The sequence below is a fragment of the Streptococcus bovismuti genome (assembly GCF_042436615.2).
In the GTDB taxonomy this organism is placed as follows: Bacteria; Bacillota; Bacilli; order Lactobacillales; family Streptococcaceae; genus Streptococcus.
Genome location: NZ_JBHMFR020000006.1, coordinates 1 through 20,532, shown reverse-complemented (window position 1 = coordinate 20,532; position 20,532 = coordinate 1). Strand labels below are relative to the sequence as shown.

The following is a 20,532-nucleotide window of genomic DNA, read 5'->3' as shown; positions in this document are numbered from 1 at the left end:
ACTAACTGCTGATTCGCCCCTTTTTATGGTAAAAACAATGACCATTGCAACGATTGATATCGGAGGGACTGGGATTAAGTTTGCTAGTCTGACTCCTGATGGGAAAATACTGAATAAGACAAGCATTCCAACGCCAGAAAGTTTGGAAGATTTAGTAACTTGGCTAGACCAGCGCTTGTCAGAACAGGATTATAGCGGGATTGCTATGAGCGTTCCAGGTGCGGTTAATCAAGAGACAGGTGTGATTGATGGCTTCAGTGCGGTACCCTACATCCACGGATTTTCTTGGTATGAGGCGCTTGCTCATCATCAACTACCTGTCCATCTGGAAAATGATGCCAACTGCGTTGGGCTCAGTGAATTACTAGCTCATACAGAGCTTGAAAACGCTGCCTGTGTCGTGATTGGGACAGGGATTGGCGGAGCCATGATTATCAATGGCAGACTGCACCGAGGTCGCCACGGTCTGGGTGGAGAATTTGGCTACATGACAACCCTTGCCCCTGCTGAAAAGCTCAACAACTGGTCGCAACTAGCGTCAACTGGAAATATGGTGCGCTACGTGATTGAAAAATCTGGTCAGACTGACTGGGACGGTCGCAAGATTTACCAAGAGGCCGAAGCAGGAAATGTTCTTTGTCAAGAAGCCATTGAGCGCATGAACCGCAATCTGGCGCAAGGCTTGCTCAATATCCAGTATCTCATCGATCCAGATGTCATCAGTTTGGGAGGCTCTATCAGTCAAAATCCAGATTTCATCCAAGGTGTTAAGAAGGCTGTTGATAACTTTGTTGAGACCTACGAAGAATACACGGTCGCACCTGTCATACAAGCCTGCACCTATCACGCAGATGCCAATCTCTACGGTGCCCTTGTCAACTGGTTACAGGAGGAAAACCAATGGTAAGATTTACAGGACTTAGTTCCAAACAAACTCAGGCAATCGACTTGCTGACAAAGCACATTTCGCTACCAGATGTAGAGGTAGCTGTCGCCCAATCTGACCAAGCCTCTATCTCTATCAAGGGTGAGGGTGGACACTATCAATTAACTTACCGCAAACCCCACCAACTTTATCGAGCCTTGTCCCTGTTGGCAACATCCCTAGCAGAAGGTGACAAGGTAGAGATTGAGGAACAAGCAGCTTATGAAGATTTAGCCTATATGGCAGACTGTTCGAGAAATGCGGTGCTAAATATGGCTTCTGCCAAGCAGATGATTGAGGTCTTGGCTCTCATGGGCTACTCAACCTTTGAACTTTACATGGAAGACACCTACCAGATTGAAGGGCAGCCTTACTTTGGCTATTTCCGCGGGGCTTACTCGGCTGAGGAGTTGCAGGAAATAGAAGCCTATGCCCAGCAGTTTGACATGACCTTTGTTCCTTGCATCCAGACCTTGGCCCACTTGTCAGCCTTCGTAAAATGGGGTGTCAAAGAAGTGCAGGAGCTCCGTGATGTGGAGGATATCCTTCTTATCGGCGAAGAAAAGGTTTATGACCTGATTGATGGCATGTTTGCTACCCTATCTAAACTGAAGACTCGCAAGGTCAATATTGGGATGGACGAAGCCCACTTGGTTGGTTTGGGACGCTACTTGATTCTGAACGGTGTTGTGGATCGTAGTCTCCTCATGTGCCAACACTTGGAGCGCGTGCTAGATATTGCTGACAAGTATGGTTTCCACTGCCAAATGTGGAGCGATATGTTCTTTAAACTTATGTCAGCAGATGGCCAGTACGACCGTGATGTGGAAATTCCAGAGGAAACTCGTGTCTACCTAGACCGTCTCAAAGACCGTGTAACCTTGGTTTACTGGGACTATTATCAGGATAGCGAGGAAAAATACAATCGCAATTTCCGCAATCATCATAAGATTAGTCATGACCTTGCCTTTGCAGGTGGTGCTTGGAAGTGGATTGGTTTCACACCCAATAACCATTTTAGCCGTCTTATCGCTCTTGAAGCGAACAAGGCCTGTCGTGCCAATGATATCAAAGAAGTTATCGTGACGGGTTGGGGGGACAATGGTGGGGAAACTGCTCAGTTTTCTATCCTACCAAGCTTGCAAATCTGGGCAGAACTCTGCTACCGCAATGACCTAGACCGTTTGACTGCACACTTCAAAACCAATACAGGTTTATCGGTTGAGGACTTTATGCAGATTGACCTTGCCAACCTCTTGCCAGACCTACCAGGTAATCTCAGTGGCATCAATCCCAACCGCTATGTCTTTTATCAGGATGTTCTCTGTCCGATCCTTGACCGACACATGACACCTGAACAGGACAAACCGCACTTCGCTCAGGCTGCTGAGACGCTTGCTAACATTAAAGAAAAAGCTGGAAACTATGCCTACCTCTTTGAAACTCAGGCCCAGTTGAACCAGATTTTAAGTAGCAAAGTGGATGTGGGACGACGCATTCGTCAAGCCTATCAAGTGGATGATAAGGAAAGCCTACAAGAAATCGCCAGACAAGAATTACCAGAACTCAGAAGCCAAATCGAACACTTCCATGCCCTCTTTAGCCACCAATGGCTGAAAGAAAACAAGGTCTTTGGTTTGGATACGGTCGATATCCGTATGGGCGGACTCTTGCAACGCATCAAACGCGCAGAAAGTCGTATTGAGGCTTATCTGGCTGGTCAGATTGACCGCATCGATGAGTTAGAAGTGGAAATCCTGCCATTTACTGACTTTTACGCAGACAAGGACTTCGCAGCCACAACAGCCAACCAGTGGCATACTATTGCGACAGCTTCAACCATCTACACGACCTAAAACAAGAACATTGTGTCTTATGAAGAGTGTTTCTCGTGAAACATCCCTTTCTTAAAAAAGTACTCCACATAAAATAATTTGTGGAGTTTTTTCTATAATTAGTAGTTTAACCTAACCTTCAAATAGGAGTATACTAATAATGTAATCGTTATCAAAAGTCTAAAAAGGAATTTTTAGATGGATATCAAAATAAAAAAGGGAGGAAATTATGAATAAGTTTTCAAAAACCTTGAGAGACAACTGGATCTTTCTCTTAATGGTTTTGCCAGGGGCACTCTGGTTGACTCTATTCTTCTACATTCCAGTATTTGGGAACGTGGTTGCCTTTAAAGACTACCACATGACCAGTAATGGATTTATAGATAGTATCGTGAATAGTAAATGGGTCGGACTCGATAATTTCAGATTCTTGTTTAGTTCAAAAGATGCCTTTATTATCACACGAAATACTGTCCTCTACAATCTCGGCTTTATCTTTATCGGTTTGATTGTATCTGTAGGGATTGCTATCATCCTCAGTGAACTCCGTTCTAAGAGAATGGTTAAGATTTTCCAAACTTCTATGTTGTTCCCTTACTTCTTGTCTTGGGTTATCATCAGTTTCTTTACAGATGCCTTCCTAAACATTGATAAAGGGGTATTCAACCATTTCCTAGAATCTATCGGAATGAAGGAAGTCAATTTCTACGCTGACTTGGGCATCTGGCCATATCTCCTACTTTTCCTAGGTATTTGGAAAGGTTTTGGATATAGCAGTGTCATGTACTATGCGACAATCATGGGAATTGATCCAACCTACTACGAAGCAGCGACAGTGGACGGAGCCAGCAAATGGCAACGAATTCGCAATGTAACCATTCCGCAGTTGACACCATTGGTAACTGTATTGACCATCCTTGCAGTCGGAAATATCTTTCGTGCAGACTTCGGTCTTTTCTACCAAATCCCCCACAATGCTGGTCAGCTTTATAACGTAACCAACGTCTTGGACGTATATGTTTATAATGGTTTGACTCAGACAGCAGATATCGGGATGGCTTCAGCGGCAGGTCTCTATCAATCAGTAGTCGGTTTGATTCTGGTTATCCTATCAAACTTACTGGCAAGACGAGTTGATCCAAACTCAGCCTTGTTCTAGAAAGGAGGAGAATATGGCAGAAAAGAAAATTAAAAAAGAAAAAATTGATAATGTCGGCATTCACTCCTTCAGTAAGAAAGCAGATATCTTCTTTAGTACCATTTCTGGTTTGGTTGCCCTCTCTTGTATCCTACCCTTTGTATTCGTTATCGTTATTTCGGTGACAGATGAAAAGAGTATCCTCCAAAATGGATATAGCTTCTTCCCATCCCAATTTGGATTAGACGGTTTTGAATTTTTGGCACAGTTTAAGGATAAAATCCTCCAAGCCCTCTTCATCTCAGTCTTTGTAACAGTGGTGGGGACTATCACAAACGTTTTTATCACAACAACCTATGCCTACGCCATCTCACGTACAACCTTTAAGTATCGCAGATTCTTTACGATCTTTGCCCTTCTTAGTATGTTGTTCAACGCTGGTTTGGTACCAGGCTATATCGTGGTAACTCGTTTACTTCAACTTGGTGATACAGTTTGGGCCTTGATTGTTCCAATGCTTCTCTCACCATTTAACATCATCTTGATGCGTTCCTTCTTCAAGAAGACCATTCCAGAAGCTATTCTAGAATCCGCTCGTATCGATGGTGCTAGTGAGGCCCGGATCTTTTTCCAAATCTGTTTGCCATTGTCACTACCAGGTATCGCAACCATCACGCTTTTGACAGCTCTTGGTTTCTGGAACGACTGGTTCAACGCCCTCCTCTATATCAAGAGTGACAACTTGTATCCATTGCAATATTTGCTGATGCAAATCCAACAAAATATGGACTACATCGCAAAAGCAGTCGGCCTATCTGGTCAACTGGGAGTTGCTCTACCGAAAGAAACAGGACGTATGGCCATGGTTGTGGTGGCAACCCTTCCAATCGCGATTTTGTATCCATTCTTCCAACGCTACTTTGTAAAAGGTTTGACTATCGGTGGCGTGAAAGAATAGTGCTTATTGAGAAAGAACATTTCTCATTTCCAAACTTCCCTTGCGTGAAGTTAAGATCATTACATTGTTTATAAGTTTAAAAATAAAAAAAGGAGTTTTTGTCATGAAAAACTGGAAAAAATATGCTTTTGCATCTGCTAGCGTAGTCGCTTTGGCTGCTGGTCTCGCTGCTTGTGGAAACCTTTCAGGTAACAAGAAAGCTGCTGACTCAGCTTCAGGTGATAAGACTGTTATCAAAATGTACCAAATCGGTGACAAACCAGATAACTTGGATGAATTGCTAGAAAATGCCAACAAAATCATCGGTGAAAAAGTTGGTGCTAAATTGGATATCCAATATCTTGGATGGGGTGACTATGATAAGAAAATGTCAGTTATCACATCATCTGGTGAAAACTATGATATCGCCTTTGCATCTAACTATGTTGTAAATGCTCAAAAAGGTGCCTATGCTGACTTGACTGATTTGTATAAGAAAGAAGGGGCTGAACTTTATAAAGCACTTGACCCAGCTTACATCAAAGGTAACAGCATTAACGGTAAAATTTACGCAGTTCCAGTTGCAGCCAACGTTGCATCATCTCAAAACTTCGCCTTCAACGGAACTCTTCTTGCTAAATACGGTATCGATATTTCAGGTGTCACTTCATACGAAACACTTGAACCAGTCTTGAAACAAATCAAAGAAAAAGCTCCAGATGTAGTTCCATTTGCGGTTACTAAGAACTTCATCCCATCTGATAACTTTGACTACCCAGTTCCAAATGGACTTCCATTCGTTATCGACCTTGAAGGGGACACTACTAAGATCGTAAACCGTTACGAAGTACCTCGCTTCAAAGAACACTTGAAGACTCTTCACAAATTCTATGAAGCTGGATACATTCCAAAAGACGTAGCAACAAGCGATACTTCATTTGACCTTCAACAAGATACTTGGTTCGTTCGTGAAGAAACAGTAGGACCAGCTGACTATGGTAACAGCTTGCTTTCACGTGTTGCAAACAAAGACATCCAAATCAAACCAATCACTAACTTCATCAAGAAAAACCAAACAACACAAGTTGCTAACTTTGTAATCTCAAACAACTCTAAGAACAAAGAAAAATCAATGGAAGTGTTGAACCTCTTGAACACTAACCCAGAACTCTTGAACGGTCTTGTTTACGGTCCAGAAGGCAAGAACTGGGAAAAAATTGAAGGTAAAGAAAATCGTGTTAAAGTCCTTGATGGCTACAAAGGAAACACTCACATGGGTGGATGGAACACTGGTAACAACTGGATCCTTTACATCAACGAAAACGTTACAGACCAACAAATCGAAGATTCTAAGAAACAATTGGCAGAAGCTAAAGAATCTCCAGCACTTGGATTCATCTTTAACACTGACAATGTGAAATCTGAAATCTCAGCAATCTCTAACACAATGCAACAATTCGATACAGCTATTAACACTGGTACTGTAGACCCAGATAAAGCTATTCCAGAATTGATGGAAAAATTGAAATCTGAAGGTGCTTACGATAAAGTATTGAACGAAATGCAAAAACAATACGATGAATTCTTGAAAAACAAAAAATCATAAGATCAATTGATTTCGTGTATTCATTCCTAATTCCTAAAAATTGAATCACTGTTTTCCTCAGGCTTATCTGGGGGAGGCAGTGATTTTTTGAAACGTGAGCATAGATATATATGTTTTTCTTATCACTATTTAACCATTCAGGAAATCTCAAGTACTATTTAGGATTTGGAGTAAGGATTTAGGAAAATATAGCTTATATTAGAGATGTCTCGAGTTTACAAAGGAGTGTTCATATGAAGAAGTATCAACTTTTATTCAAAATAAGTGCAGTTTTCTCTTACCTATTTTTCGTATTTGGTCTTTCTCAGCTGACGCTTATTGTTCAAAATTATTGGCAATTTTCTTCCCAGATTGGCAATTTCGTCTGGATTCAAAATCTCTTGAGTTTGCTATTTAGCGGAGTCATGATTTGGATTCTGGTTAAGACAGGTCATGGTTATCTCTTTCACATTCCAAGAAAAAAATGGCTTTGGTATTCGATTTTGACAGTATTAGTGGTAGTGCTCCAGATCTCTTTTAACGTTCAGACAGCTAAACATGTTCAGTCAACTGCTGAAGGTTGGGCTGTATTGATCGGTTATAGTGGGACCAACTTTGCTGAGCTAGGTATCTATATAACTTTGTTCTTTCTGACTCCACTTATGGAAGAGCTAATCTATAGAGGATTACTGCAACACGCCTTTTTTAAGCATTCGAGATTTGGCCTTGATTTGCTTCTTCCGTCAATTTTATTTGCTCTTCCTCATTTTTCAAGCCTGCCTAGTTTGTTAGATATCTTCGTCTTTGCAACATCTGGCATCATCTTTGCTAGTTTGACCCGCTATACCAAGAGCATTTATCCATCCTATGCGGTGCATGTGATTAATAATATTTTCGCAACATTACCATTTTTGCTGACTTTTTTACAGAGGGTGTTTGGGTAAATACTGGCGCGAGAGTTAGGAATGACAGCTTTTCAACTTAAGGAGGTAAATGAGTATGACACCATTAAAATGGTTTGCTGGAGGAAGCGAAAGACGTTGTGAAGCCATGATTATCATAGATTATCTATTGGAAGATATAAAGGATACGCCTCAACTGACTCCTTTGAAAAATCAGTTAGTGAGTTATAAAAGACGATTAGAGGACGATGGGACCTCTACCCCATTTATATTGAGTCAAATGAATGTTGACATCTCACGTGTATTGATTGACAATAAGCTGATGTTATCAGAAAGTCAATCCGAGCAGATCAAAAAATTGAGAGAATTATCTGCTATTCGCTATGGTTACTGATGAAGTGCAGGGATAAGCATCTTTCTACAATTTCCAGTCAAATAAATTGCATTCGTTTTCTCAAGCAGGTATACTAGTATAGTTAGATGAAAAATTCTGAAAATTTAAGAATAGAAAAGAGAACAAATCTTATGGCAAAAGATATTCGTGTCTTACTTTACTACCTTTATACTCCAATTGAAAATGCAGAGCAATTTGCTGCAGACCACTTGGCTTTCTGTAAATCAATCGGCCTTAAAGGCCGTATCCTAGTCGCTGACGAGGGAATTAACGGAACAGTTTCAGGGGATTATGAAACAACTCAAAAATACATGGACTATGTTCACAGCCTCCCAGGTATGGAAGACCTCTGGTTCAAGATTGACGAAGAAAGTGAACAAGCCTTCAAGAAGATGTTTGTTCGCTACAAGAAAGAAATTGTCCACCTTGGTTTGGAAGACAATGACTTTGACAATGACATCAACCCACTTGAAACAACAGGTGCCTACTTGTCTCCAAAAGAGTTCAAAGAAGCCCTTCTTGACGAAGATACAGTTGTCCTTGACACACGTAACGATTATGAGTACGACCTAGGACACTTCCGTGGGGCTATCCGTCCAGACATCCGCAACTTCCGTGAGTTGCCACAATGGGTCCGTGATAACAAAGAAAAATTCATGGACAAGCGTGTTGTGGTTTACTGTACAGGTGGCGTTCGCTGTGAGAAATTCTCAGGCTGGATGGTCCGTGAAGGCTACAAAGATGTTGGCCAACTGCACGGAGGAATTGCAACTTACGGTAAAGACCCAGAAATCCAAGGTGAGCTTTGGGATGGAAAAATGTACGTCTTTGATGAGCGTATTGCCGTAGATGTTAACCATGTCAACCCAACCATCGTAGGGAAAGACTGGTTTGATGGAACACCATGTGAACGTTATGTCAACTGTGGAAATCCATTCTGTAACCGTCGTATCTTGACATCAGAAGAAAATGAAGACAAGTACCTTCGTGGATGTTCACACGAGTGCCGTGTTCACCCACGTAACCGCTATGTTTCAGAAAATGAATTGACACAAGCTGAAGTTGTTGAGCGCCTAGCCGCTATCGGTGAAAGCTTGGATCAAGCAGCTACTGTATAAGATTAAACAGTCCTCAGGGGCTGTTTTTTATGCTTTTTACTCAAAAATCTAATACTCAATGAAAATCAAAGAGCAAACTAGGAAGCTAGCCGCAGGCTGTACTTGAGTACGGCAAGGCGAAGCTGACGCGGTTTGAATTTGATTTTCGAAGAGTATAAAGTTTGTTTTTGTATCTTTCAGAAAAATAAGGTATACTATATGTAAACGATTTCAAAGGAGTTCAGTTATGACGAAAACATTTTTTATTCCAAATAAACAGAGCATTTTAGGAGAACAGGAAATTTTGACTGCCAAGTCTATCTTGGCCTTGGTGGATGGTTTGGAGTCGCATAGTTATGATGCGGTTTATCTCCGTCAGCCTCTTAGCCGTCTTGAGTATATTGAGTGTGCGATAGTGGGGCAATCACAATTCCTCTTTAAAGTTAGTTATGCTGATGGTCAAAAGGCTTACCGTGTCGATCTTCCTGACCTACTAACGAAGACAGACTGGCAGATTATCAAGTCATTTTTAGAAGCTCTGCTTGCTTATACAGGAACTGAGATTGAAGGACTAGATGGTTTTGATTTTGAAGCTTATTTCCAAGCAAGTATTCAAGCCTATCTGGCAGACACTGCAGCTTGCTTTACGATTTGCCAAGGAATTTTTAATCCTGTTTTCTTTAGTCATGAGGACTTGAAAAGCTTTTTAGAAGAAGATGGCTTGGCTCAGTTTGAAGCGCGTGTGCGTGCGGTTCAAGAGACAGATGCCTACTTTGCAAAAGTTTCCTTTTATCAGGATGGAGAAGGCCAAGTGCACGGTGTTTACCATCTGGCTCAAGGGGTCAAGACTGTTTTGCCGAGAGAACCATTTGTTCCTGTAGCCTATATGGAGCAATTGGTGGATAAGGAAGTGCAGTGGGAGATTGACTTGGTTCAAATTACAGGAGATGGCTCTAAACCAGAAGACTATGAAGCCATTGCCCGCTTGGACTATGCAAAATTCCTAGAGTCACTACCATCAGCATCTTACCACCAACTAGATGCCAATCAATTAGAAGTGCAACCCATCTTAGACAAAGATTTTAAAGCATTAGCACAAGAAAAGTAAAGCAGGTCAATCGACTTGCTTTTTTGACATAGAAAAAATCCTGCCATGAAAGACAGGATTGAAGTTTAAAGAAAGGCTAAGATACGAAGGTAATCCCCAATCAGCGCCACTTCAGCTACAAAGAAGAGGAGGATAATGACTCCGTTCACAAGGACAGACAAGAATAATTGATAGAAGGAGTCGGTTTCACTTGCTTGACTTGGTCTTGTAATGATATGGAGACTAGCGAGCAGAATGATTCCAATGCTAATCACACACAAGAGGGCTGTAAATCGCAGACTATCAAAGAAGGCAAAGAAACTAGCAATAGCAGTGAGGAAGATTGGAATTGCTAAGAGTTGGCTATATTGTTGGAAGACCTTTTCTAACGTCCAGTCAGTTTCTTGGTGGATAAATCGTTTTACAACAAAGCTACCGAGTAGAAATGAAAAGAGGAAGAGAGTGGTTGCTACCAAGATAGAAATGATTGAAAAGAGTCCCAAAGGAGCTAGCTGTTCAGGGAAGTGATTATGCATAGTTGCTATATGTCCATAGTAAGCATGTTTGATGTGGTAGATACTAAAGAAAAAGGAAGATGCAGAAAACAGAATGAGCAAAAGAAAGGCTGTGTAACTGTGTGTGCTACTTGTTTCAAGACTGCTTGTAGGAGATTTGATTGCTTCCACTAGCCAAGACCAAAAATCAAGCGCTTGCTCTTTCCATCTATCCGTAGATTTTGGAGCTTGGTCGGGGATATAGGGACTTTCTAAGGATTGACTGATAAGAAGGGGCTCTTTCGTGGTTGGTTTTTGCTGAGGAAGTGCTTCTTGACTCTCTTCAGCTATAGTGACTTTTTCTGTTTCTTTAGAAAGATCTTGCTCTTCTTCAGTAGAATCTAATGCTTTCTTTTCTTCTATTTCTGTTCTTGCTTCACTGTCTTCAGGCGTTTCAATTTTCTCTTCTTGCTGATTTTCAAGTTCGACTTTAGCTTGAGAGACTTCCTCCTCTACTTGAGTATTTTTTTCAATTGGTGTATCGAGATCGGCTATCGTTTCTTCAGTCTTGTCTGCAACCTCTTGAGCTTGCTCTTCAGGTTTGTTCTTGCTTGTTGTTTTTACAAAATCATTACTTTCAAACCATTCTTGTTTCATGGTAGAACCTCCTTTTTAGTTAGATAAATATGCTTCCATAGTAGCAAATGTAAGCGCTTTTGTCAACGTCTGTTTGGTATGGATATTAGCTCAATATCATTATCAGCTCTAGCAATGAGTTGATCCTTGGCTTCGGTTTTTTCAGTTTTGTAAGGGTTGCTTAATTCCGTACCTCTTGATTTAGGCTCTTCTCTTGTGAATTGGAAGATAGAACCATAGTTACTTGAGATGTCCCAGTTAATTCGTTGGTTCTCTTTCTGGTCTAGGATGATTCTGAGATACTTTTTGGCAGTCAGTTCAACCTTACCATGGACTTGGATATTTTCAGCGTGGAAGTGCTTCTCTGTTGACTCTAGCTGACTATCTGTAAGGTCTGTATCAAAGATATTAACGATATTAGGGGTTGTGAGTTTACTGTTTTTGATACGACTTCCTTCAATTCGGAGGAGATAACCATTTGTATTGAGAGTTGCATTTTCAAGACTAGCATTTATGATGGTGGTTTGTCCACGATTGGCTGACACGTTGATTCCTTTTAGAGTTCTTCCTTTTGGAACTTGTAGAATAACTTCTTCAAAACGACGAGAGTAGCTACTTGCGATATGGAGAATCCCGCCAATTCCAGAAGAGAGAAATGGAGTTTCAGACAGTTTCTTATCAGTGAGGCTTAGAGTTTTATCGTTATGATTTGTGATAAGATCATGGTGAGCAGAAAGAGATGGATGGTAAGAAATGTGGATTTGATCATCGAAAGAGTCTGTGATGGTCAGCGCGTGTTGGTGGAGCGTGATTTCTAGGTTTTCGACTTCCTTGCCAAAGGTCAGCTCTTCCATCCGACTATCATAGACAGGCTCCTTGGACATGGCAAGCAGACTCTTAATCCCGTCAGATTGGATCCCCACAAAGAGCAGGATAAAGCCGATAATGGTAGTCACCACACCAAAAATGAGAAATCCTCTTGTCCATTTACGCATGCTGGTCACCTCTCTTTCCTTTTTTAAGAACAAATTGCACCAGGCGAACAATGAGTAGGCCGAAGAAACGAGCTACATAGGAAATACCTAGTAAGACTAGTGAAGAAGCACCGATGGCTAGTAAACCAGAACCGAAAATCAAGATAAAGGCTGATTTAGCTTGGGCGAGGACAGTGAAACTTTCAACTAAGAATAGGAATCCGCCGATGATACCAAGTATAGAAACCGCAAAGAAAGCTATAATGACAGTCAAGGCTGCCACAAGGATTGCGAACAGGGACACGAGGATGGCGATTCCCAGAGGAATACCGATGGGGGCTGCAAGCAAAGCTAACAAGGCGATATGCAAAATTTGTCGGTTATTCTTTTGAGCGGGTGCCTCATTAATTTTTTTATCGAGAAGATTGGAGAGGACTTCGTGAGCTGCTTCCTTAGGAGTTCCTAAACTAGCGATGAGTTCTTCTTCTCCCTCGACTCCAGCATCGTCAAAGAGTTCCCTGAAATAGTCCATGGCTTCAATTTGGTCAGCCTGAGGCAGTTTTTTGAGATAAAGTTCTAGCTGAGTCAGGTATTCAGTTCTTGTCATGGCGGATACTCCCTTCTATGATGCCATTGATGGTGTCTGTATAGAGTGCCCATTCATCTTTTAGGGTCACGAGCTGTTCTATACCACCATTTGTCAAGGAGTAGTATTTGCGCATGCGACCTTGGAACTCTCTAGAATAGGTTGTCAGAAAGCTATTGCCTTCCAATTTTTTTAGGATAGGATAGAGTGTAGATTCTTTGATATTAGCGATCAGCTTAATGGTTTGGCTAATCTCATAACCATAAGAATCATCCTGCTCCAGTACAGCCAAGATGAGAAATTCAATCAAGGCAGAGGATGTTGGAAAGTACATGGGGAACCTCCTTTTCTAATGTGTAAGATTTTTATATATAATTTTTCTACACATACATTGTACATCTAAATGAAAGCCCTGTCAAGAGAAATGTGTAAAATTTTTATATATAAAAAACTTCTAGCTAAAACTAGAAGTTTAGAGGATTTTATCAGCTTTGTCCACTGTAAAGAGGGCCACAGTCATCAGGATATCGACGAGTAAGAGGGCAGCTACAGCTGGCACCCAAGAGTGGAAAAGGTCAAAACTGTAACCAAAGAGGGTTGGCCCAAAGGCTGCTAGGATATAGCCTCCTGTTTGAGATAAACCAGACAATTGTGCAGTCTTTTCAGGGGCGCTTGTCTTGAGTGAAAAGTTGACCATGAGATAGGGGAAGAGGGCACTGGTTGCGGTTCCGATGAGGAGATGGATGGCAAGCCAGTAAAAGAAATTACCGATTGGGAAAAAGAGCATGGAAATACCGACCACACCAGCTAGTGAAACCAGAGTGAGCATGAGCTGACGGTTACGAGTAGATAAACTGGTTGTCAGGCTTGGGATGGTCATTGAAAAAGGAATGCTAATCAGAGAGAAGATAGAGGTCAGCAAGCCAGCTTCGTGACTGGATAGGCCTGCATGGATAGCCATGGTAGGTAGCCAGGTCATAGCGGTGTAAAAGAGTAAGGATTGAAAACCTGCAAAGACAATAACTGCCCAGACCTGTTTATTATGCATGACCTTTGTTTTGCTTTTTTGTTTGGTTTGTGGAGCCAGTCTGTGATTATAGCGGTGATTTGGGAGCCAGACCAAAAAAGTTGCTAGACAGAGCAGGGTGAGGAGGATGATAAGTCCTTTCCAAGAACTGGCTTGTGTAATAGGCACAGCCAGATAGGAGGCCAGAGCCGTTGCAATCCCCATAGAGGTTACATATAAGGTGGTCAGAAAACCAATTTTCTTTGGTTGATTGGCTTGGATAAGACTAGGAAGCAGAACATTGATGACTGCGATACTTGCCCCAACCATCAAGGTTCCTAGATAGAGCAGAGGCAGATTGATTAGTCTAATGAGAGAACCGATGGTCAAGAAGAAAAGGCTGTAGGTGAAGAGATGCTCCAAGCCGATTTTTTGAGCCAGTCGGGTAGAAAATAGCGAGAAGAGAGTAAACATGAGGAGGGGAAGGCTGGTCAAGACACCAAGCGAACTAACTTCTACTCCCAGCCCTTGCGAAATATCTCCCAATATAATGGGTAAAACAGTAAAAGGAGTCCGCAAGGAAACACCAATCAGGATAATACCTGGAACAAAAAAGAGTGATTGCTTTTTCATATAATACCTCTTCTAGCTGATTTTAATAACAGCTTATTTTAAGGTTTTTTCCTTATAATGTCAAGTAAGGTTTTGGGCTTTCAAGATAAAAATGGGAAAGTCTTGAAAATTATGATAAAATAGTGGAAGGAAATCTATACATTGGAGAAAAACTGTGTCTGAAAAGCAAAAAATCAGCGTATTGATGTCGGTCTATATCAAGGAAAATCCGACATTTTTAAAGGATGCTATTGAGAGTGTTCAAAATCAGACCCTGAAACCGAGCGAATTGGTTCTGGTTGAGGATGGGCCTTTGACACCTGAGCTCTATCAGGTATTAGACCAGCTTGAAGCTGAGTCTAATATTCCAGTGAAACGCTATCCTCTTGAGCATAATCAAGGTTTGGGTCTGGCTCTTCGACAGGGTGTTTTGCAGTGTCAGTACGATATCATCGCTCGTATGGATACGGATGATATAGCTGTTCCAGACCGTTTTGAGAAACAGGTTCAGCTAATGGAGAAGGACAAGCTCGACCTATTAGGTGGACATATTGCAGAGTTTATTGACAATCCTGATGAGATCGTTTCTTACCGTCGTGTTCCAACCCAGCATGCAGATATTGTAGCTTACCAAAGGATGAGAAGTGCCTTTAACCACATGACTGTCATGTTCAAGAAGGACATGGTTCTCAAGGCAGGCAACTATGAGGATGGCCTTTATATGGAGGATGACCTCCTCTGGCTCAATATGATTGCTGCAGGAGTCAAGACTGGAAATCTCGATCAAATCTTGTGTAAGGTTCGTGTTGGAGCAGGGATGTTTGAGCGTCGTGGGGGACTGCGTTACCTTAAACTCTATCGCCAGGCTCGTCAGCGCATGCTGAAGAGAGGGCAAATTTCTTACATGGAGTATGCCAAGAGTGTTGCCATTCAGATGATTGTTGCCCTTTGTCCCGGATTTGTCCGACAGTTTATTTTTATGAAACTGTTACGAAAAAGCAAGTAAAAGATTGTAGCAAATCATAAACTAGAGAAAAAGTGTTATAATAATAATATAAATATTTGGCTCTTTTAAGGAGGAGTAAATTTCTATGAATAAAAAACTCACAGATTATGTGATTGATCTGGTGGAAATTTTAAATAAACAACAAAAACAGGTTTTCTGGGGAATATTTGATATTTTGAGTATGGTGGTTTCCATCATTGTATCTTATATTTTATTCTACGGATTGATTAATCCAGCACCTGTTGACTACATTATCTATACGAGTTTGGCCTTCCTGTTCTATCAATTAATGATTGGATTTTGGGGATTGAACGCTAGTATCAGTCGTTACAGCAAGATTACGGATTTCATGAAAATCTTTTTTGGTGTGACTGCTAGCAGTATCTTGTCATATAGTATCTGCTATGCCTTCTTGCCCCTCTTCTCCATCCGTTTTATCGTACTCTTTATCTTGTTGAGTACTTTCTTGATTTTATTGCCACGGATTACTTGGCAGTTAATCTACTCTAAACGCAAAAAGGGAAGTGGTGATGGAGAACACCGTCGGACCTTCTTGATTGGTGCCGGTGATGGTGGAGCTCTCTTTATGGATAGTTACCAACATCCAACTAGTGAATTAGAACTTGTTGGTATTTTGGATAAGGATGCGAAGAAAAAGGGACAAAAACTTGGTGGGATTCCTGTTTTGGGTTCATATGATGAATTGCCTGAATTAGCCAAACGCCATCAAATTGAGCGTGTTATCGTTGCGATTCCGTCGCTTGACCCGTCAGAATATGAACGTATCTTGCAGATGTGTAATAAGCTGGGTGTCAAATGTTACAAGATGCCTAAGGTTGAAACCGTTGTTCAGGGACTTCACCAAGCAGGTACTGGCTTCCAAAAAATTGATATTACGGACCTTTTGGGACGTCAGGAAATTCGTCTTGATGAATCGCGTCTGGGCGCAGAACTGACAGGTAAGACAATCTTGGTTACAGGTGCTGGTGGTTCAATCGGTTCTGAAATCTGTCGCCAAGTTAGCCGCTTCAATCCTGAACGCATCGTCTTGCTCGGTCATGGGGAAAACTCAATCTACCTTGTTTATCATGAACTGATTCGTAAGTTCCAAGGGATTGATTATGTACCAGTTATTGCCGATATTCAAGACTATGACCGTCTCTTGCAAGTCTTTGAGCAGTACAAGCCAGCTATTGTTTATCATGCGGCTGCCCATAAGCACGTTCCTATGATGGAGCGCAATCCAAAAGAAGCCTTTAAAAACAATATCCGTGGAACTTACAACGTTGCTAAGGCTGTTGATGAAGCCAAAGTACCTAAGATGGTTATGATTTCGACAGATAAGGCGGTTAATCCACCAAATGTTATGGGAGCAACCAAGCGCGTGGCTGAGTTGATTGTCACTGGCTTTAACCAACGTAGCCAATCGACCTACTGTGCAGTTCGTTTTGGAAATGTTCTTGGTAGCCGTGGTAGTGTCATTCCAGTCTTTGAACGTCAGATTGCTGAAGGCGGTCCTGTAACGGTGACAGATTTCCGCATGACCCGTTACTTTATGACTATTCCAGAAGCTAGCCGTTTGGTTATTCACGCTGGTGCTTATGCCAAGGATGGGGAAGTCTTTATCCTTGATATGGGTAAACCAGTCAAGATTTATGACTTGGCCAAGAAAATGGTCCTTCTAAGTGGCCACACCGAAAGCGAAATTCCAATCGTTGAAGTTGGAATCCGCCCAGGCGAAAAACTTTACGAAGAACTCTTGGTATCAACCGAACTCGTTGACAATCAGGTTATGGATAAGATTTTCGTTGGTAAGGTTAATGTCATGCCTCTAGAAGCCATCGATCAAAAGATTGAAGAGTTCCGCACTCTTAGTGGAGATGAGTTGAAGCAAGCCATTATCGCCTTTGCCAATCAAACCACCCACGTTGAATAAAAAATCTTTAAAATCAGAAAAACGCATATTATCAGGAATCGAAACCTTGGTAATATGCGTTTTGTTATGTAGAGACTTACTTTCTTTTCTTCTGAAATGGGGTTGTCGCCCAGTCTATGTTATTGAAAATACTCCAAAACTTCTATGGGTTTGTGAGCGATAAAATCAGGATGATAGTTTAGCAAGTCTGCTTGCTCTCCAAATCCCCAAGTGACGGCCAATTTCTGAATGCCTGTTTCTTGAGCTCCCATCATATCAAACTTGGTATCTCCGATGATGATGGCCTGTTCTGGTGCTAGTTGATGTGTATGTAAGGCTTGGCGAATGACATCTGCCTTATGAGGTGCTTCAGGGCTGGAGCCATAAATGCCCTCAAAGAAATGATGGATTCCCAAGTTTTTAGTCATATCTTGAGCGGTAGGGGTATTCTTTGTAGTGGTGATATAAAGAGGATATTTGCTTGATAGCTCCTTAAGCAAGACTACAATCTGAGGAAAGAGTTGAGCTTCATGGATGCCTTTCTCCTTATAGTAAGAACGGTATATCTGCACGGCTTCAGAAATTTGTTCTTTAGGCAGGCATGTCGCAAAACTACTTTCAAGGGGCGGCCCCATAAAACCACGAATAATTTTGGCATCAGGGCTAGGCACCCCCAGCTCCTTAAAGGTATGGGTAAAGGCATTGTGAATCCCGATAGAACTGTCGACGAGGGTTCCATCCAGATCGAAAAAAATCGCTGTGATAGAGGTCATGGTTTCTCCTATTTGATAAGCTTATTCTCCGAAAATTTCTTTTTGGAGACGACGACCAGTAGGGGTGGCAGCGAGTCCACCTTCAGCTGTTTCACGAAAGGCAGTTGGCATGCTTGATCCTACTTGGTACATAGCATCGATAACCTCATCCACAGGGATTTTAGATTCGATACCTGCCAAGGCCATATCTGCTGCGATGAAGGCAAAGCTAGCTCCCATGGCATTACGTTTGACACAGGGAACTTCGACCAAACCGGCAACAGGATCACAGATGAGCCCCAGCATATTTTTAATGACAAAGGCAATGGCCTGACTGGCCTGATAAGGTGTCCCACCTGCAGCTAGAGTCAAGGCTGCAGCACTCATAGCAGAGGCAGAACCAACCTCGGCCTGACAGCCACCTTCAGCACCTGAGATAGAGGCATTGTTTGCGATGACTAGTCCAAAGGCACCGGCAGCAAAGAGGAAATCCAGCTGTTGCTCGTGGCTGAGGTCTAATTTTTCAATCGCAGCAGTGAGAACGGAAGGGAGACAGCCGGCACTTCCAGCGGTCGGAGTAGCGCAGACCAAGCCCATTTTAGCATTGTGTTCATTGACTGCAATGGCATTTCGGGCAGCAGAGAGAATCGTGTAATCTGATAGAGTTTTTCCGTTTTTAATGTAGTGATCCAATTTGGCAGCATCTCCACCTGTCAGGCCACTACGAGATTTATTTTCATTGAGGCCAAGTTGGACAGAGGCTTTCATGACTTCCAGATTGCGTTCCATGAGAAGGAAGACTTCTTCACGTTCGCGACCGGTCAATTCAAACTCTGTTGTAATCATAAGTTCTGCGACATTTCCTTGAAAGTCCAGATCTGCTTGCTCGACCAATTCTTTGATAGAATAAAACATGCTTCCTCCTATTTAAAGAAATTGACATTGTGGAGATGAGGGATTTTTCGAATTTCTTCGATGGCCTCATCACAGTTGCGACTGTCGACTTCGATAATCATAATAGCTTTTTCACCAGCTTTTTCACGAGTAACATTCATCTGGGCGATATTGATACCATAGCGTGAAAGAGCCTCTGTTACGAGGGCAATCATACCTGGAATATCTTGATGAACGATAATGATAGTCGGTGTATTCATATTGAGAGAGACGGCAAAGCCATTGAGTTCAGTTACCTGAATATTTCCTCCCCCGATAGAAATACCAGTCACGCTAATGGTCTTATGAGCATTTTTGACGGTAATTTTAGTGGTGTTTGGGTGAGGGGCATTGCTGTCTTTCTGAATGGTCCAGACAATCTTGATGCCACGCTTGTGGGCAATTTCCAGGCTGTTTGGGATTTCAGGATCATCTGTATCCATGCCCAAAATACCTGCAACAAGGGCTAGGTCTGTTCCGTGACCACGATAGGTCTTGGCAAATGAGTTAAATAGTTGGAATTCGACTTCTGTCGGAGTATCATCAAAAATGGAAGAGACAATCTTCCCAATACGAACAGCACCAGCTGTATGGCTACTAGATGGGCCAATCATAACTGGTCCGATGATATCAAAGACAGATTGAAAACGAAGTGATTTCATCAGTTTCCCCTTATAAAAATTCTTATCTCTATTATATCAAAGAATGAAGGTCTTGGCTTTAATTGTGGATGAAAACCTTTTTACACTACAAATAGCATAAAAAAGCATCTTTTGTAACAAAAAATGGCTTATTTAGAGAAATAAAAAATAATTTTGTAATATTTCTACATAAAAGTGTCAAGAAACGGTAATATTTAAAGGGTATGATAGAACTATAGAAAGAAGGAGAATTTTCAAATATGAAATCAACAACTAAAAAGATTAAAACAACTCTTGCAGGAGTAGCTGCCTTGTTTGCAGTATTTGCTCCATCATTTGTATCTGCTCAAGAATCATCAACTTACACTGTTAAAGAAGGTGATACACTTTCAGAAATCGCTGAAACTCACAACACAACTGTTGAGAAATTGGCAGAAAACAACCACATCGACAACGTTCATTTGATTTATGTTGGTCAAGAGTTGGTTATCGATGGCCCTGTAGCGCCTGCTGCAACACCAGCGCCAGCTACTTATGCGGCACCAGCAGCTCAAGATGAAACTGTTTCAGCTCCAGTAGCAGAAACTACAGAAGTAGTAGAAGAAGCAGCACCAGCTGCAAGCGCTCCTGTAGCAGAAGAAACTGTTGCTGCAGCAGAAACTTCAGCACCAGCTGCAACTGTAAGTGGATCTGAAGCAGAAGCTAAAGAATGGATTGCACAAAAAGAATCAGGTGGTAGCTATACAGCTACAAACGGCCAATACATTGGACGTTACCAATTGACAGATTCATACTTGAACGGTGACTACTCAGCTGAAAACCAAGAACGTGTAGCAGATGCTTACGTTGCAGGACGTTACGGTTCATGGTCAGCTGCTAAAAACTTCTGGCTTAACAACGGCTGGTATTAAGAAATAACGAACAGAATAATTTGAAAAAGTCGAGGAAATCCCTCGACTTTTTATATTATGTGACTATTAGTCCGTCTCGCTCCGTTAGGTGCGAGACAAAACAACCACCCGCTATGCGGGTGCGCGTCGAAGGTTATACCAAAAAAACTCCGAACGCGATACAATA

Annotated in this window: 20 protein-coding genes; 12 read left to right on the top strand and 8 right to left on the bottom strand. The window is 41.8% G+C overall.

The window, feature by feature from the left end; all coding sequences use genetic code 11:
• The first annotated feature begins 37 nt into the window (after positions 1-37).
• The 9 genes from ACERDH_RS06990 (at position 38) to ACERDH_RS06950 (ending at position 9,921) form a co-directional block, all read left to right on the top strand.
• Positions 38-907, top strand: coding sequence for an ROK family protein (locus ACERDH_RS06990; protein ID WP_386685629.1), 870 nt, complete (start codon positions 38-40; stop codon positions 905-907).
• Positions 901-2,781, top strand: a complete 1,881-nt coding sequence (locus tag ACERDH_RS06985) for a beta-N-acetylhexosaminidase (RefSeq protein ID WP_386685466.1) — start codon at positions 901-903, stop codon at positions 2,779-2,781. Before ACERDH_RS06990 ends, ACERDH_RS06985 begins: the two co-directional genes overlap by 7 nt.
• Before the next feature lie 208 nt (positions 2,782-2,989).
• Complete coding sequence (locus tag ACERDH_RS06980; RefSeq protein ID WP_049515574.1) at positions 2,990-3,919, top strand: ABC transporter permease; 930 nt, start codon at positions 2,990-2,992, stop codon at positions 3,917-3,919.
• Positions 3,920-3,932: 13 nt separating this feature from the next.
• Entirely contained in the window at positions 3,933-4,856 is a 924-nt protein-coding gene (locus ACERDH_RS06975) for a carbohydrate ABC transporter permease (RefSeq protein ID WP_000818353.1), read from the top strand.
• A gap of 103 nt (positions 4,857-4,959) precedes the next feature.
• Entirely contained in the window at positions 4,960-6,441 is a 1,482-nt protein-coding gene (locus ACERDH_RS06970) for an ABC transporter substrate-binding protein (RefSeq protein WP_386685463.1), read from the top strand.
• A 233-nt stretch (positions 6,442-6,674) separates the two neighbouring features.
• Positions 6,675-7,364, top strand: coding sequence for a CPBP family intramembrane glutamic endopeptidase (locus ACERDH_RS06965; RefSeq protein WP_045612441.1), 690 nt, complete (start codon positions 6,675-6,677; stop codon positions 7,362-7,364).
• 55 nt (positions 7,365-7,419) lie between these two features.
• A complete protein-coding gene (locus tag ACERDH_RS06960; protein ID WP_179211337.1) occupies positions 7,420-7,716 on the top strand; it encodes a bacteriocin immunity protein in 297 nt (98 codons plus the stop codon).
• A 131-nt stretch (positions 7,717-7,847) separates the two neighbouring features.
• A complete protein-coding gene (gene trhO / locus ACERDH_RS06955; RefSeq protein ID WP_386685460.1) occupies positions 7,848-8,834 on the top strand; it encodes an oxygen-dependent tRNA uridine(34) hydroxylase TrhO in 987 nt (328 codons plus the stop codon).
• 226 nt (positions 8,835-9,060) lie between these two features.
• Entirely contained in the window at positions 9,061-9,921 is an 861-nt protein-coding gene (locus ACERDH_RS06950; RefSeq protein WP_386685458.1) for a DUF4299 family protein, read from the top strand.
• Positions 9,922-9,986: 65 nt separating this feature from the next.
• Here the strand turns inward: ACERDH_RS06950 and ACERDH_RS06945 are convergent, their stop codons facing one another.
• The 5 genes from ACERDH_RS06945 to ACERDH_RS06925 form a co-directional block, all read right to left on the bottom strand.
• Positions 9,987-11,051, bottom strand: coding sequence for a DUF6574 domain-containing protein (locus ACERDH_RS06945; protein WP_265473018.1), 1,065 nt, complete (start codon positions 11,049-11,051; stop codon positions 9,987-9,989).
• 62 nt (positions 11,052-11,113) lie between these two features.
• Complete coding sequence (locus ACERDH_RS06940; protein ID WP_386685456.1) at positions 11,114-12,025, bottom strand: DUF4097 domain-containing protein; 912 nt, start codon at positions 12,023-12,025, stop codon at positions 11,114-11,116.
• Positions 12,018-12,611, bottom strand: coding sequence for a DUF1700 domain-containing protein (locus ACERDH_RS06935; protein WP_049543184.1), 594 nt, complete (start codon positions 12,609-12,611; stop codon positions 12,018-12,020). The genes ACERDH_RS06940 and ACERDH_RS06935 overlap by 8 nt, the downstream gene beginning before the upstream one ends.
• Complete coding sequence (locus tag ACERDH_RS06930; protein WP_000273858.1) at positions 12,598-12,924, bottom strand: PadR family transcriptional regulator; 327 nt, start codon at positions 12,922-12,924, stop codon at positions 12,598-12,600. The genes ACERDH_RS06935 and ACERDH_RS06930 overlap by 14 nt, the downstream gene beginning before the upstream one ends.
• A 138-nt stretch (positions 12,925-13,062) precedes the next feature.
• Positions 13,063-14,229 (bottom strand): CynX/NimT family MFS transporter, encoded by a 1,167-nt coding sequence (locus ACERDH_RS06925; RefSeq protein WP_049502587.1) that lies wholly within the window; start codon positions 14,227-14,229, stop codon positions 13,063-13,065.
• 154 nt (positions 14,230-14,383) lie between these two features.
• On the opposite strand from ACERDH_RS06925, the gene ACERDH_RS06920 reads away from it, so the two are divergent.
• Together ACERDH_RS06920 and ACERDH_RS06915 are read left to right on the top strand one after the other, a co-directional pair.
• Entirely contained in the window at positions 14,384-15,214 is an 831-nt protein-coding gene (locus ACERDH_RS06920; RefSeq protein ID WP_386685453.1) for a glycosyltransferase, read from the top strand.
• An 85-nt stretch (positions 15,215-15,299) separates the two neighbouring features.
• On the top strand, positions 15,300-17,150 hold the full coding sequence (locus tag ACERDH_RS06915; protein ID WP_237447161.1) for a polysaccharide biosynthesis protein: 1,851 nt from the start codon (positions 15,300-15,302) through the stop codon (positions 17,148-17,150).
• Between the two features lie 119 nt (positions 17,151-17,269).
• On the opposite strand, the gene ACERDH_RS06910 is transcribed toward ACERDH_RS06915, so the two are convergent.
• From ACERDH_RS06910 to sdaAB, 3 genes are read right to left on the bottom strand one after another with little or no spacing between them, the layout of a single operon-like run.
• Positions 17,270-17,902 carry an HAD hydrolase-like protein gene (locus ACERDH_RS06910; RefSeq protein ID WP_386685451.1) on the bottom strand — a complete coding sequence of 211 codons (633 nt, stop codon included), beginning with the start codon at positions 17,900-17,902 and terminating at the stop codon, positions 17,270-17,272.
• 21 nt (positions 17,903-17,923) lie between these two features.
• The gene (gene sdaAA / locus ACERDH_RS06905) at positions 17,924-18,796 is read right to left on the bottom strand and encodes an L-serine ammonia-lyase, iron-sulfur-dependent, subunit alpha (protein ID WP_049509903.1); all 873 of its coding nucleotides are present in this window, start codon (positions 18,794-18,796) and stop codon (positions 17,924-17,926) included.
• A gap of 8 nt (positions 18,797-18,804) precedes the next feature.
• On the bottom strand, positions 18,805-19,476 hold the full coding sequence (gene sdaAB, locus ACERDH_RS06900) for an L-serine ammonia-lyase, iron-sulfur-dependent subunit beta (protein WP_000838912.1): 672 nt from the start codon (positions 19,474-19,476) through the stop codon (positions 18,805-18,807).
• A gap of 239 nt (positions 19,477-19,715) precedes the next feature.
• On the opposite strand from sdaAB, the gene apf reads away from it, so the two are divergent.
• Positions 19,716-20,366, top strand: coding sequence for an aggregation-promoting factor (gene apf / locus ACERDH_RS06895; protein ID WP_000843469.1), 651 nt, complete (start codon positions 19,716-19,718; stop codon positions 20,364-20,366).
• Positions 20,367-20,532: the final 166 nt, after the last annotated feature.